This window comes from Salinarchaeum laminariae (assembly GCF_023204835.1).
In the GTDB taxonomy this organism is placed as follows: domain Archaea; phylum Halobacteriota; class Halobacteria; order Halobacteriales; family Salinarchaeaceae; genus Salinarchaeum; species Salinarchaeum laminariae.
This window is the reverse complement of the sequence record NZ_CP096270.1, coordinates 1,966,322-1,981,095: the sequence shown is the minus strand read 5'-3', so window position 1 is coordinate 1,981,095 and position 14,774 is coordinate 1,966,322. Positions and strand designations below refer to the sequence as shown.

General features: G+C 64.4%; 10 protein-coding genes. 2 read left to right on the top strand and 8 right to left on the bottom strand.

Features of this window, described 5'->3' with window-relative positions; translation table 11 throughout:
* Positions 1–97: 97 nt before the first annotated feature.
* Complete coding sequence (locus MXF70_RS09225; protein WP_248515332.1) at positions 98–1,351, top strand: phosphoglycerate kinase; 1,254 nt, start codon at positions 98–100, stop codon at positions 1,349–1,351.
* Between the two features lie 84 nt (positions 1,352–1,435).
* Here MXF70_RS09225 and MXF70_RS09220 read toward each other — a convergent pair whose 3' ends face one another.
* From MXF70_RS09220 to MXF70_RS09185, 8 genes are all read right to left on the bottom strand, one after another.
* Positions 1,436–2,101, bottom strand: coding sequence for an RAD55 family ATPase (locus tag MXF70_RS09220; protein WP_248515330.1), 666 nt, complete (start codon positions 2,099–2,101; stop codon positions 1,436–1,438).
* Positions 2,098–2,724 (bottom strand): response regulator, encoded by a 627-nt coding sequence (locus tag MXF70_RS09215; RefSeq protein WP_248515329.1) that lies wholly within the window; start codon positions 2,722–2,724, stop codon positions 2,098–2,100. Before MXF70_RS09215 ends, MXF70_RS09220 begins: the two co-directional genes overlap by 4 nt.
* 60 nt (positions 2,725–2,784) lie before the next feature.
* Positions 2,785–5,508, bottom strand: a complete 2,724-nt coding sequence (locus MXF70_RS09210; RefSeq protein ID WP_248515328.1) for a PAS domain-containing sensor histidine kinase — start codon at positions 5,506–5,508, stop codon at positions 2,785–2,787.
* 137 nt (positions 5,509–5,645) lie between these two features.
* On the bottom strand, positions 5,646–6,860 hold the full coding sequence (gene sufD / locus MXF70_RS09205) for a Fe-S cluster assembly protein SufD (RefSeq protein ID WP_248515327.1): 1,215 nt from the start codon (positions 6,858–6,860) through the stop codon (positions 5,646–5,648).
* Between the two features lie 13 nt (positions 6,861–6,873).
* Positions 6,874–8,304, bottom strand: coding sequence for a Fe-S cluster assembly protein SufB (gene sufB, locus MXF70_RS09200; RefSeq protein WP_248515326.1), 1,431 nt, complete (start codon positions 8,302–8,304; stop codon positions 6,874–6,876).
* Positions 8,305–8,372: 68 nt separating this feature from the next.
* The gene (locus MXF70_RS09195) at positions 8,373–9,296 is read right to left on the bottom strand and encodes an ABC transporter ATP-binding protein (RefSeq protein WP_248515325.1); all 924 of its coding nucleotides are present in this window, start codon (positions 9,294–9,296) and stop codon (positions 8,373–8,375) included.
* A 269-nt stretch (positions 9,297–9,565) separates the two neighbouring features.
* Entirely contained in the window at positions 9,566–10,588 is a 1,023-nt protein-coding gene (locus MXF70_RS09190; RefSeq protein ID WP_248515323.1) for a poly-gamma-glutamate hydrolase family protein, read from the bottom strand.
* A gap of 138 nt (positions 10,589–10,726) precedes the next feature.
* Positions 10,727–13,462, bottom strand: a complete 2,736-nt coding sequence (locus tag MXF70_RS09185) for a DNA-directed DNA polymerase (RefSeq protein ID WP_248515322.1) — start codon at positions 13,460–13,462, stop codon at positions 10,727–10,729.
* A gap of 200 nt (positions 13,463–13,662) precedes the next feature.
* Between MXF70_RS09185 and MXF70_RS09180 the strand changes: the two genes are divergently transcribed.
* Positions 13,663–14,625, top strand: a complete 963-nt coding sequence (locus MXF70_RS09180) for an NADPH:quinone reductase (RefSeq protein ID WP_248515321.1) — start codon at positions 13,663–13,665, stop codon at positions 14,623–14,625.
* Positions 14,626–14,774: the final 149 nt, after the last annotated feature.

Sequence of the window (14,774 nt, the reverse complement as noted above, 5' to 3'; positions counted from 1 at the left end):
ATACAGACGCAGGCCGCGTCGTTTTCCGTCGGATCGTTCGAATCGATCGGTTCCCCGATTCGGCGCTTTTTTGCCCCGTTCGCGTACAGTAACGAGCATGGCAGGCTTCCACACCACCGACGACCTCGACGCCGGCCAGCGTCTGCTGGTCCGGATCGACGTCAACGCCCCGATCGAAGACGGCGCAGTCCAGTCCACGCGCCGCTTCGAGCGACACGCCGAATCGATCCGCGAGCTGCTCGACGACGGGCACGCTCTCGCGATCATGGCCCACCAGGGTCGTCCCGGTCGCGACACGTTCGTCACGCTGGAACAGCACGCTGACGTCCTCTCCGAACTCGTCGGCGAGGAGATCAGCTACGTCCCCTCGACGTTCGGCGAGGAGGCCATCGAGGCAATCACAGAACTCGAATCTGGAACGGGCGTAGAGGATCCCGGCGACGCCATCCTGCTGGAGAACGTCCGAATGACCGACGGCGAGCTGCCCGAAGAGCCGCCGGAAGTCAAGGCACAGACGGAGTTCGTGCGCACGCTCGCCAACGCCTTCGACGCCTACGCCAACGACGGTTACTCCGTCGCGCACCGATCCCACGCGTCGATCGTCGGCTTCCCCGAAGTGATGGACGCCTACGCTGGCCCCGTCATGGCCGACGAGTACGAGTACAACACCTCCGTCGAGCGCCGCGAGTTCGACGGCGACGTGACGATGGTGCTCGGCGGAACGAAGGCCGAGGACGTCATCGCGGCGATGGACAACCTCGAAGATACGGTAGACACCTTCCTGCTCGGCGGCGTCGTCGGTGAACTGTTCCTCCGTGCGAAGGGCCACCCCGTCGGCCACGATCTCGAGGACGGTCCCGATCTCTACGACGACAACTACGAGAAGAACGCCGATCTCATCGACGACGTCCTCGAGCGCTTCGGTGACCGCATCGAGACGCCCGTCGATCTCGCGTACGAGGACGAGAACGGCGAGCGCGCCGAACACGCCGTCGCCGACGTCGAGGAGAAGACCGTCTCCTACATGGACGTCGGTCACGAGACCGTCGAGCTATACCAGCCGATCGTCGAGGACTCCGCCGCGGTGCTCGTGAAGGGGGCGCTGGGCGTCTTCGAGGACGAACGGTTCAGCTACGGGACCGTCGAGGTGCTCCGTGCGGCTGGCGAGTCCGATGGCTTCTGCGTCGTCGGGGGCGGCGACACGTCCCGAACCGTCTCGATGTACGGGCTCGAGGAATCCGGCTTCGACCACCTCTCGATCGCCGGCGGTGCCTATCTCCGTGCGCTGACCGGCGAAGGGCTCGTCGGAGTCGAGGCGCTCGAACGCGCGGCCGAGCGGATGGACGGCTAGGTCATCCCTCGCGGATCGGCCCGGTCGAATCGACTGGCACGTGCGCGCTTTTGAGAAGCGTTTTTCCGGGACAGACGTGGCAGCCTATTCGAGTGGCGTCCACCGGGACGGCGACCTACCGAACCCGCGAACGCGGTACTCGACCGCTCCCTCCTCCGTCTCGCGAAGCTGGACGACGCCGTCGAACTCACCAGTCAACGTGTTGACCGTCTGTTGGTCGTGACTATCGTCGTCGAGCGTGAACACGGCGAATCCACCGCTGGATTCCACCCGGTTCGTGTAGATGTGGAGGAACTTGAACACGGTCTCGACGTCGAGATACTGCAACAACGTCGAGATCGAGACGAGTCCGTGCCTGACGTTGGCGACGCCTCTGTCGGCGAACCGTTTCGTCAGTTTCGCCGTGCCGATGGAGATGCCGGTCAGATCGCCGGGGGACCCGACGTACTCCGTCGCGACCTCCCGAATGCCGTCGCGATCGTCGGTGCCAGAACTGTCGATCAGCCCCACCCGATTGCGATCGAACTCGGGCTGGATCCGTTCGAAATCCCGAAGGATCGAGGCGGCGCTTGTCTTGGTCGTCACGAGTAACATGCCGTCGCCGTCCCCGTTCCCGGCGGCGAGCATCTCGATTGCGATCTGTCGCTTGCCGACGAGCGATGGCCCACTGATCAACACGGTCGTCCCCGGCGGCAGTTCGTCGAGTTCGTCTCCTGGAAGTACCCCAGAAACGTCGTAGGTAGAACTCACTCCTCATCACCCAGCTGATCCGCTCCCTCCTCGCCCGCCGCATCTTCAGTCAGTTCCGATAGCTCCCTGACTGCGCTCACGAACTCGAGATCCGACTCCATGTCCCCAAGTGTCTCGTCGGCCTCTTCGCGTTGCGCGTCGATGCGTTCGTTCAGCCGCGCGTACTCCTCGCTATCTTCGAGTTTTGCCTCGGTCTTCTCGGTCTCGAGTGCGCTCCGTCTGGCGACGAGCGAGTAGTACTCCTGAAGCGCCTCCGATTGCTCGGCACGATCGAGCAGCGTCTCGATGGTCTCCAGCAGCCCATCCCGCGTCGGCGGTTTCGTCACGTACTCGTCGAACCCCATCTCGACGACGTCGAAGTCCGGGTCGACCGCACTGACCATCGCGACGCGGGTGTCGATCCCCCTCGATCGGATGGCAGAGAGCACGTCCGCACCGCTCATGCCCGGCATCATCCGGTCGAGGAGGACGACGTCGACGTCGTCGTCGACTGCGGCTAGCGCCGCGTCACCGGTCTCGGCGGTGCGAACGTCGTAGCTTCCCTGTAGCCAGATCTGATACGTCTCGGCGACGTCTGGCTCGTCTTCGACGATCAGGACGACCGGTGCGTCTGTCTCCGTCATAGTGAGTTGTCCGATGTCATGGCTGGATATGGTTCGGTATTGGCGTCGAGATACGTCATGCTATGGGCCGTCACTGGACGATTCGGGGCTGTGAGCCGGATCTGCGACGGTCGAATCACCCGTCGCCATCTGGATATCGCGGGAGAGCTCCACGACGAAGGTGGCACCACCCGCTTCGTTGTCGACGACACTGACCTCTCCCCCGTAGCGGCCGACCATCGCGTCGACGAAGAAGAGACCGAAACCCGATCCGGTCTCTTTGGCGTGTCCGGTCTCGCCACGGCGGAAGATCGTCTCCTTTCTGTCGTCGGGAACACCGCTACCGTCGTCGGCGATCTCGATCGTAACGAACTCCTCGCCCACCTCGACGCTCGTTCGCACCGTAATCTCGCCCTCGTTGTGCTCGATGGCGTTGGTCAACAGATTTCCGAGGACGTCCGAGAGGAGTTCGTCGGCCTCGACGGAGGCGGTCTCGGGCAGATCTCGCTCGAACGTCGCGTGCGTATGCGTGGTCCGAAGCCGATCGAGTTGCTCGTCGATCAGCGCCGTCACGTCCGTGGTCGAGAGCGACGTCGACGCCTCTGGCGCGGTCAACGCCTCGATGACGCGCTGGACGCGACCTGTGACGTCGGTCACGTTGCCACACCACTTCACGATCGTTTCGGCGTACTCCTGCTGTTGGCCGGTGGTTTGCTCGGCGAGGATCTCGGCGCGCGAGCGAATCACCGTCATGCCGTTGAGCACGTCGTGGCGGAGGATGGAGCTGAAGAACTCGAGCTGGTCGGTCTGACGGCGAAGCTCCTCCTCGCGACGGGCCCGATCGATCACGGCGACGAGGTTGGAGGCGAGCACTCGGGCGCCGTAGACGTCCACTTCGTCGAACGGCCGGTCCCCAGTGGTCCCGACGTTCATCACGCCGATATCGCCGATCGGTAGCACGATCTCGTGTTCGACCGTCGTGTCGGGGTTGAGGGCGCCGTCGCTGGCGTCCGGATTCTCGAGAACGAACACCTCGCCCGATGCGAAGGCTTCCCACGATTTGCTCTGGCTGTCGCTCGTGTACGTTGGGGGCTCACCGAACTCCTCGATCGCAGCGTCGGAGGCCGCAGCGGGAAGGAGCCGTTCGCCAGCGTCGTCGACCAGCCAGATGCCAACGAGTGGCGCATCGAGCAGTTCGCCCGCGGCCGCTGCGGCAGCCTCACAGACGGCGTCGACGTCTGCGGCGTCGATCACCGTCCTGGTTGCCTCGTGGAGCCGTTCGATCATCTCGCGACGTCGTTCGAGCTCGTGGCGGTACGTTTCGCGATCGGTCACGTCCCGCGCGAGCCCGATCATCTTCGTCGCTCCGTCGTCCTCGACGATCTTCCCCCGAAGATCGATCCAGCGATACTCGCCAGACTTGTCAGCGACCCGAACGTCGACTGAGGTCACCGAATCGGCGTTGCGTGCCTCCGCGACGCCCTCGAAGACGGTGGCGTGATCGTCCGGATGAATCATCTCCACGAACTCCGTGAAGTCACCGGAGAACTCGCCCGGATCGTAGCCGAGGATCCCGTGCATGCTCTCGTTCCAGACCAGTTCGTCCGTGTCGACGTTCCACTCCCAGATCGCCGGACTCGCGCCGCCGAGCGCGAGGTGGAGCCTGCTGGACGTCTCCTCCAGCGCAGAGACCCGCTGTTTGCGGTCGGTGACGTCCGCAAGGATCCCGACCATACGACGGTCGTCGCCCGAACCGATGAGGCGCCCACGCGCCTCGGCCCACATGACCGTCCCATCGGTCCGCTCCATCCGGAACTCGGTCTGGTACATCTCACCGCCGTCGAGGGCTTCCTCGACTGCGGATTGCATGGCCGACACGTCGTCGGGATGAACGAACTCGGCGAAGTCGTCGAACGTCCCGCCGAACGAGCCAGCATCCAGGCCGACGAGCTGTTCGAGGCTCTCGTTCCAGACGACCTCGTCCGTCGCGAACTGCCACTCCCAGATCCCCATGCCCGTCCCCTCGAGGGCGAGCTGTTCGACCTCACGATCACGGCGCTTTCGCTCGCTGACGTCTCTGACGATCGCGACGACCTGACCGTCGTCGAGCGCCGAGAGGGAGAGCTCCTGCGTGAACTGCTCGCCGTCGGCGCGGACACCGGTGGTCTCGCCCCGCCACGTGCCGGTTTCCTCTAGCTCCGGGGCGATCTCCGTCTCGACGTGTTCTGCGTCGTCATCAGGATATCGGATTCGCCAGTCTTCCCCCAGTACCTCGTCTCGAGAGTCGAACCGGTGGAGTTCGAGAAACGCGTCGTTGACGAGCGAAAACGTGCCATCGGGACCGACGATCGCGATGGCGTCGGTCGACTCCTCGATCGCCGCGCGGACCGATCGGGCTTCCGATGCCTGCTCGCGTCGGCGGGCGTCGTTGTACCCGAGCAGGACACCGATTCCGCCGCCGATCGTTCCGAAGTATGCCACCATCCCGGCGAGCAGTCCGACCGATACTCCGTCGGCGAGGAGAAGGATCGTCAGGGCGCCGAGGAGTGTACTTCCCACGACCGTTCCCCCAACCCACCTGGCGATGGAGAACGTCCAGTCCGGCGTGGCTCCCCGGTACAGCAACCAAACGCCGTACGCCGTGACGCCCACCGACGTCCCGACTAGCACCACGACCGCACCCGTCTCCAAGAAGAGACCCCTCGCGGCGGCTACGGCGGTGACGATCGATCCACAGAGAAGCCCGACGCCGAGAAGCGCGACGGACCACTGTTTCACCGTTCGCGTAGATGCGCGCACGGTCATCAAATGCGACGACCAGGCATAAAGGCAACCGCTAGATACGACGGTCTCTGGAGACGCCGGTCATCCCACTCCGGTGGCTGTGTGAGAAAACTACTGCGTCCAGCGCGCGAGACGGGGTGAGAAGAACGGTTGAAGCGCTACTCGTCGAGGCGCTTCGAGATGAGCTCCTGAATGTCGTTGCGAAGCTCTTCGACCTCGACCTCCTCGAGGACGGGGACGAAGAACCCTTCCACGAGCATGTCGCGTGCCGCCTTCGGGTCGACGCCGCGAGAGGTCATGTAGAAGAGGTCCTCCTGATCGACCTGGCCGACCGTCGCGGAGTGGGAGGCCTCGGTGTCGTGGTTGTTGATGATCAGCTTCGGGGAGGCGTCGGCCTCGCTCTCGTCGGAGAGCATCAGCGTGTTCTCCCGCTGGTAGGAGTTCGTGTCCCAAGCCATCGAGCCGACGTCCTGCACGCCCTCGTAGACGGAGCGAGCGACGTCGTCCACGACGCCGCGCATCACGAGGTCGGCGGTCGTGTGCTCCGCGCGGTGCCAGACCTTCGAATCCAGATCGAAGTGCTGGTCGTCGCGGCCGAAGAAGGCGCCGACGATCTTCGTCTCCGCACCGTCGCCGTTGAGCTCGGTGGAGACCTCGGTCTTCGTCAGTCGGGAGCCGAGGTTGCCGTCGATGAAGGAGACGGTCGAGTAGGTGCCTGCGTCGGCGCGCTTGAGCGTGTAGTTGTAGGTGTCGTCGTCGAGGTTCTGGAGCGCACCGTACTGGACGTGGGAGTTCTCGCCGGCGGCGACCTCCACGATCCCGCTGTAGTAGCGCTCACCCTCGACATCGGCGTCACCGGTAGACTGCCGCTCGAGGATCGTAACGGAGGAGGACTTCTCGGTCACGACGAGGGTGTAGTTGAACAGCGAGGAGGAGTTCATCCGCGTGCGGATGGCCACGTCCTCGGCGTCGACCTCTTCGGGAACGTAGATGACCGTTCCAGTCGAGAACAGCGCCGTCGATAGCGCCGTGAGGTAGTTCTCCTGCGGGTCGACGACGGAGCCGAAGTGCTCCTCGAGCACGTCGGGGAGCTGCTCGACGGCCTCCGCGATCGAGAGGACCTCGATCTCGTCGGGACCCTCCTGGTCCTTCTCCTCGGCCGCGTTCAGAGGATCGACGAAGGACTCGTAGTCCAGATCGTAGAGGTTCGTCCAGGTTCGGCCCGGCGTGCGGATGACGTCGGGCATGTCGAGCTCCTCGAGTGCGTCGAGGGCCTCGAGACGGGTCTCGAGGAGCCACTCGGGCTCGCCCAGCTCCTCGGAGATCTGGCGGACGGTGCTTTCGTCAACCGCGGTGTGTAGCTGCGTTCTCATTTGTCCGGACATCTTACCCGAGGCTTCCCTCCATCTCGAGCTCGATGAGACGGTTGAGCTCGACGGCGTACTCGATGGGCAGTTCCTCCGTGATCGGCTCGATGAACCCGGAGACGATCATCTGCTTGGCGTCGTCGTCGTCCAGCCCGCGGCTCTGGAGGTAGAACACGTCCTCGTCGCCGATCTTGCCGACGGTCGCCTCGTGGGCGACGTCGACCTTCGACTCCTCGATCTCCATGTACGGCATCGTGTCGCTGGTCGACTCGTTGTCGAACATCAGCGCGTCACACTCGACGGCAGTCGAGGAGTTCTCGGCGCCGTCGGCGATGTGGACGAGACCGCGGTAGTTCGTGCGGCCGCCGTCCTTGGAGATAGATTTGGACTCGACGGTGGACTTCGTGTTCGGCGCGTTGTGGTAGACCTTCGCGCCGGTGTCGATGTCCTGCCCCTCGCCCGCGAAGGCGATGGTGATGTGGTTGTCGCTGGCACCCTTCCCCTTGAGGATCGTCGAGGGGTAGAGCATCGTGGCCTTCGAGCCCATCGACCCGGAGACCCACTCCATACGACCGCCCTTCTCGGCGATCGCGCGCTTGGTGTTGAGGTTGAACGTGTTCTTCGACCAGTTCTGGACGGTCGAGTACTGCACGTGGGCGTCCTCCTTGACGAAAACCTCGACGCCGCCGGAGTGGAGGTTGTGTGCGGCGTATTTCGGTGCCGAGCAGCCCTCGATGTAGTGAACCTCGGAGCCGGCCTCGGCGATGATGAGCGTGTGCTCGAACTGGCCCATCCCCTCGGAGTTCATCCGGAAGTAGGCCTGAACGGGCATCTGGACGGTGACGTCCTCGGGAACGTACACGAAGGAGCCGCCGGACCAGACCGCGCCGTGGAGCGCCGCGAACTTGTTGTCGCTCGGAGGCACGCATTTCGTCATGAAGTACTCCTTCACGATCTCTTCGTGCTCCTGCACGGCCTCGTCCATGTTGCAGAAGATGACGCCCTTCTCCTCCCACTGCTCCTGCATGTTCTGGTAGACGACCTCGGACTCGTACTGGGCGCCGACGCCGGAGAGGGCCTTCTTCTCGGCCTCGGGGATGCCCAGCTTGTCGAAGGTGTCCTGGATGTCCTCGGGGAGGTCGTCCCAGTCGTCCGTGGCGTCGCGTGCCTCGACGTCTGGTCGGATGTAGGGAACGATCTCCTCGATGTCGAGCCCGGAGAGGTCGGGAGCTCCCGGCCAGTCGTCGGGCATCGGCAGTTCGTGGTACTGCTCGAGTGCGCGGAGGCGTCGCTCGAGCATCCAGTCGGGTTCGTCCTTGTCCTCGGAGATGAGGCGAATCGTGTCCTCGTCGAGGCCCTTACCGGACGTCACCGCGGAGGCCTCCTCCTTGCGGAAGTCGAACCGTTCCTCGGTGTTCGTCTGCTGTAGTTCGTCGTCTTCTGAGCTCATTGGTCGATCATGGGGTCGCTGGGGGTATAGTCCTGTTCACGATGCCGGCAGTTCGAAACCGTCATCGGTTACGCCGTCTCGCACACTTCCTCGCGCACCCAGTCGTAGCCGCGGTCCTCGAGCTTCTCTGCGAGCTCGGGACCGCCGCTCATCGCGATCTGGCCGTCGAGCATGACGTGGACGCGGTCGGGCTCGACGTAGTCGAGAATACGCTGGTAGTGGGTGATCTGGAGGACACCGGTGCCCTGCTCGTCGCGGAGGGCGTTGATGCCGTCGGAGACGTCCTGCAGGCGGTCGATGTCCAGCCCGGAGTCGATCTCGTCGAGAACGGCGATCTCCGGCTCGAGGATGGCGGCCTGGAGTACCTCGTTCTGTTTCTTCTCGCCGCCGGAGAAGCCGGCGTTGAGATACCGCTGTGCGAAGGACTCGTCCATGTCCAGCAGCTCCATCTTCTCCTGGAGGATCTGCTGGAACTCGGCGACACCGACCTCGCCCTCGTCGGCGGGACCCTCCATCGGGGAGGTGTCGTAGCCAGAGTCGTCTTCCTCGTCGCCGTCTTCCGCGTCGGCTTCGTCCTCGTCCTCGAAGAGCTCCGCGCGCTCGTCGAGCTTGGCGTTGAGCGCCGTGCGGAGGAAGTTCGCCATCGTGACGCCCTCGATCTCCGCAGGATACTGGAAGCCCAGGAACACGCCGATCGCGGCGCGCTCGTTGGGTTCGAGTTCGAGCAGGTTCCACGTCTGCATGTCCTCGGGGATCTCCACGTCACCGCCGAAGTCGCCGTCGTCGAGGTGCAGGAGGACCTCGCCGCCGGTAACCTCGTACGCGGGGTGACCCGCGATGACCTTCGCCGTGGTCGACTTTCCGCTCCCGTTCGGTCCCATCAGCGCGTGAATCTCGCCGGCCTCGACCTCGAGGTCGACGCCTTCGAGGATCACTTCGTCGTCCTCTTCGGCCACTTCGGCCTCGAGTTGATTGAGTTCGAGTCGTGCCATCTTGTCGGTCGACTAGTGGTTCGAGCGGCCCATAATGCTTTCGTAATCGACGGCAAAGCACTTCCACATTCGACAAAATATTTTTCCCATTCCGAATCCGGAGCGAACGTGATCGGCATGCGCCAGCGACGGTCGGAAAGAGCGTTTCGCAGAATTCGGAGTGCTTCAGCCCGATTCAGGGTCGTTTCGTGGGACGTGCACCGCTCGCCTCGTTCAGGCGCGCGGGTCGTGTGACCTCTTCAACTAGATCTCCGACGCCATCCACGACGTCAGCCGTCGAGCATCGCTTCGGCAGCCGTCTCGGCGGTGAGGACGTGGTACTCCGATCGGATGTCATAGGGGAGCTCTAGCTGGACGCCCGACGCGCCGTCGTCTGTGATCCAGTTCACGACGTTGTTCGGGTTCTGTCCTGCGAGCTCGGTGTCCGTGACGACCTCGACGACGACGTCGGCGTTCGCATCGTCGTACGCGGTCTGCAGCCGATTGGCGACGCGATCCCGAGCCTCCACACCAAGTCCGCCGACCTGCACGGTGTCTGCACTCGTGCCGTGAAACGCGATCGCAGCGTCGAACCCGACGTCGGCGATCGAGTCCAGTTTCGGGAAGGACGCCCGTGAGAGCGCCGGCGAGGTGATATGCCAGCGATCGTAGGCGCCGGCGTCGCCGTTGTAGCCGTAGCAGGCCCAGCCGACTGTGTCGTAGTTTTCCGCCACGTGAACGGCCTGGCGGCCAGTGTTGTACTCGACGACGCCACCGTGGGGTGCGAGCGCGACGAGTCCGGCGTCGATTGCACGGCTCCCACCGACGAGCCGCTCGACGAACTCGTCGTTCGACCAGGCCTGCTCCCGGCTGTCGAGGCTGGGGTGTGGAACGTGTGCGGAGACGCTCCCGTCGGCGCCGTCGCTCGCGCCGAACTGGGCGAGCTCGTCGGCCTCCGCTGTGACGGTGTTCTGGTCAGTGTTGACGATCTCCGCGACGGTGAAACACTTCTCCTGAAACTCGACGTCCCCGGAAGGCTCGTCGACGGCGACTCGCACCTGCTGGCCCGCCTCGATGCCGACTCGCGACGCGAGCGTTTGATCCACCGTGCAGTAGTCCCCGCCAGGATAGGGCCCAGAAACCGACGCCGCGGCGAGCGTCGCGTCGTGTCGCTCGATCATTCGTCCCTGCGTTTCGTCGTCCTGAGACGACTGGAGAGCTTCGGTAGCGGCCAGTGCACCACCGCCGACGACTGTCCCTGCCGCCAGTAGCGCTCGTCGCCGGGAGAGCTTCATCGGAATGGGGCCAACCATGACTATTGGTAACAACTGGCAACAGTTAAGCGTGCATGTGGTGACCCACGGCGCTACGCGCGTCGCAGGCTGAAACCGACCACCACGCGGTTCGGTCTACCACCGGTAGCCCAGACAGGATGACGTGCCGAAGAGACCTCACATAAAGCCAGAGAGACCGGTCTGTTCCTGGCCGCTCTCGACTTCCTCCCAGGAGACGTCCAGTGCCTCCAGTATCCGTTCGATCGGTCCCTTGAGCGTCTTGTCGAGCATCTTCTCCCAGTCGATTTCGAACTCCTCGGGCAGCTGATCGGCGTACTCGATGCAGATGACGCCGTCACCGGCCTCGACGTCTCGCTTGAACTGGAGATACAGGTCGTTCTCCTGTGGGTTGAACCCGCGCTCGTTCTCCAGCCGGCGGAAGAACGTGGGGTGAACGTCCTCGAGGTAGAGCCGCTTTGGCTTGCTCCCGCGATCGAAGTTCGTCCCCAGCAGCATGTTCGCGAACTTCGCGCCACGGACCTGCGCGGTGTCGGTGTCGTAGTTATCGAGGCGTTTCCCGATCCCGCCAGGAATCCCAATGTCGGCGGGGTCCGCCTGTCCGGATTTGAACTCCTCGATGCGCTCGTGGACGTAGTCGGTGACGTCGTCGATCGCCTCCCCACGGACGATCATGTCGATGACCTCGAGCTGGACCTCCTTCGTGACGGGCGCGATGTCCGATCGCTGGTACTCGAACCCGGTGATGTCCACGTCGTCGACGCTCTTGCCCTCCTTCCAGACGATGTGGCCGGCGTAGCGCTTCTTCTTGCCCGCCTGGAAGAATCGCCGGTAGAGCTTCTCGAACTCGATCTGGAACCGGTGGTCCTGTGCGTTGAGTTCCTCGCTCGCGAACTCGTCGTAGGAGTCGTTGATGTGCTCCTCGATCTCGAAGGACTGCTCGATGGCCGTCTCCGTGGAGACGTCACCGCCGAGCTCCAGCATGATCGAGTCGGTGTCGCCGTAGACCACGTCTCTGCCGAGCTCGTTCGCCGCCTGCTCGGTGAACTCGATGACCTCGCGGCCCGTCGCCGTCACCGCAGCGCCCATCTCCTTGTCGTAGAGCCGGAAGCGCTCCCAGCCCAGCACGCCGTACAGCGAGTTCATGATGACCTTCACCGCGGCCTGCTGACGGTCGAAACGATCGTAGTCCGCGGAGGTGGGATCGTGCTCGTTGCGTGCAGCCTTCTTGGTCTCGCGCTCGGTGAGTAGCTCGTCGACCATCTCGCGGATGATCCCATCGGGCTCCTTCCGGAAGTGGGTGCCATTGGGCGCGACGAACGTCTCGCCGTCGTAGCGCTCCGGATCGACTTTCGTCTCCGGCGACGCGTTCGTCGTCACCATGCACATCGGGTACAGGCTCTTGAGGTCGAGCACGCTCACCATCTCGCGAACGCCCGTGATCGGGTCGAAGACGGCGCCTCCCTCGTACTCCTCGCTCTCCTGTTGACCTTTCGAGGGGAGCACGAACTCGCCGTTGACCTTGTGGAGGACGAACATGTCGACCGCGTCGCCGGGCGTCGTCGCGTCCTCGAGCTTGCAGCCGACGAAGGTTCGCACCTCATCCCAGAACGCGATCACGTCCTGTTTGCGATCGAGTTCGACGCAAAGCTCCACGTCGCGAACGTTGTACTCGAGCAGCCGCTCGGGATCCTGCTCCCAGAGATCGCCGAGGTCGCCGGTGTAGCGTTCCTTCCCGACACCGAGTTCCTCCTCCGCGACGGCATCCAGTCGGTAGGAATCGAGCTCCGAGAACTGCGTGCGCTGGTAGGCGTAGAGCAGGTCGAACACGACCCGTCCCTTCACGTCCGGCGCGCCCCAGTTCGACCGCCAGACCTCGTCGACTCGGGAGAGCCGTTCGATGGAGAGGTCCTCGTCGACGTCGAACCTGCCGTCGAGTTCCTCCAGCCGGTCGAGGACGTACGGCATGTCGAAATCGTCGAAGTTCCAGCCGGTGAGCACGTCCGGATCGGTCTCCTCGACGTAGGCAAGATACGATTCCAGCATCGCCGCCTCGCTCTCGAACGCTCGAACCTCGATTGCAGCGTCGTCGGTGATCGGATCGTACTCGAGCTCGTCGAGGTCGCCACTCCACTGGGCGTCCTCGCCCGGGAAGATCCAGCCGACGTACTCATCACGGACCGAATCGTGCGTGGTGAGACAGACGATCGGCTCCTCGCCGTCTTCCGGGAAGCCATGGCGATCGTCGACCTCGATGTCGAGCGTGTGCACGCGGGGCTCGGCGACCACCTCGACGGGCTGGATCTCGTCGTGATGGATCGTGATCGGCTCGCGCTCGCCGCCGGAGTCCCGACCGTCGCGTCGGGCTGGCACCCGAATTCCGCTTTCGATACCCTTGTCGATGAGGAGCCGGTTCGGGAACAGTACGTCCGCCTCGTAATGGTCGAACTCGTCGCGAACCTGCCCGACGTCTCGCGGCGTGCGACCGAAGATCTTCAGGAGCTCGTCGCCGCGGATCGACTCGTACCCCTCCTCGTAGTCGACGATGCCGTCGTAGCTCGCGAGCGAGTCGGGCGCCACCGACGCTACTGGCGCGTAGAAATATGGTCGAAACCCGCGAACGCGCACGTGCTCTCTGACGCCCTCCGACGTCCGTCCGAAGACGTGGACGATCGGCGTCTCGTCGCTGCCGGTGCCCTCGATCGTGTAGTCGATCTGCATCACGCGAAGCTCGACGGTGCCATCCGCATCGGGAAGCGTCTCCACCATCGGATCGACGACGTCGTCGCTCCCGTTCTCGCCCTCGCCGGCGACGTACTCGGCCTCGGCAGCGGGCCGGGCGTCCTCGCCCGAATCGGCCCACGACGAGAGGTCCTGCTGGCCCGCGTCAGTCATGATCAGCGACTAGGCGAGCCCCGACAAAAACACCGGGGATTCCGGTGGCGTCGGCGGAGCGGTGAGAGCATCACCGCCGGTTGGACGGCCGTCGACCGTCCCGCTGACTTCCACCCGTCGGCCGCGGCGGCGGTGTCACCGTTTCAAACCAGCGGACCGCAGCACGCGGCTTTAACACCGAGCTGGATGAACGAGAGACCATGCAAGCAGTTCGCTTTCACGAACACGGCGACACATCGGTGCTCCGCGTCGACGAGGTGCCCGATCCAACCCCGGCTGCGGACGAGGTCGTGATCGCCGTCGAGTCAGCGGGCGTCAACCCCGTCGATGCGTACTTCCGGAGCGGCGCGTACGAGCCATTCACGCTCCCGATGATACCCGGCGTCGACGCTGCCGGAGTGGTCGAGACCGTCGGCGACGAGGTCCAGGGGGTCGCGAACGGTGATCGCGTGGTCGCGACCGGCCTCGGAAAGGATCACTTCGGCGGCTACGCAGACCGAGTCGCGATCCCGACCGACCGCATGGCCCTGCTTCCCGAGGGCGTCGACTGCCGCGAAGCAGGTGCGGCGGGCGTGGTCGCAGTCACCGCCTGGCGGGCACTCGTCGATCACGGGGATCTCCGCCCGACGGAGCACTGCCTGATCCACGGCGGGAGCGGCGGGGTCGGCCACGCCGCCGTCCAGATCGCCGCTGCCGCCGGTGCGAACGTTATCACGACCGCAGCGCCGGCGTACCACGACGAGCTCGCTGCGCTCGGCGCCGACGTGGTTCTCGACTATCACCGCGACGATCTCGCGGACGCTGTGATCGATGCTGCCGACGGCGGCGTCGATCTGACCGTCGACCACCGGCTCGACGACTACCTGCAGTTCGACGCCGACGTCGCCGCGAAAAGAGGGCGCGTCGTCGGCATCGGCGAGAACGATCCGGCGATCGGCTTCGAGAACGACGGCGCAGCCAGGAGCAAGGATCTCTCCGTTCAGTTCATGAGCATGTTCAACACGCCTCGTCTCGCCGACCCACTCGGACGGATCGCAGCGCTACTCGGCGAGGGAGATCTTGGCATCGAGATCGCAGAGACGTACTCGTTGGAGGACGCTGCTGCCGCCCAGGAGGCCGTTCTGGAGGAGTCGTTCCTCGGCAAGCTGGCGATAACGCCCTGATATCCTTCGAGCGGCAGTTTCGACGCCAGATGAGCGTTCCTACCCCCTCCTATTGCTGGCCTAGGCAAGTCATTCTCGCTGGGAGGCGGTTCGCATACCACGGGAGAGAATCGAATCGCAAGCGGGCGCGGGGCCGAAACCCATATACC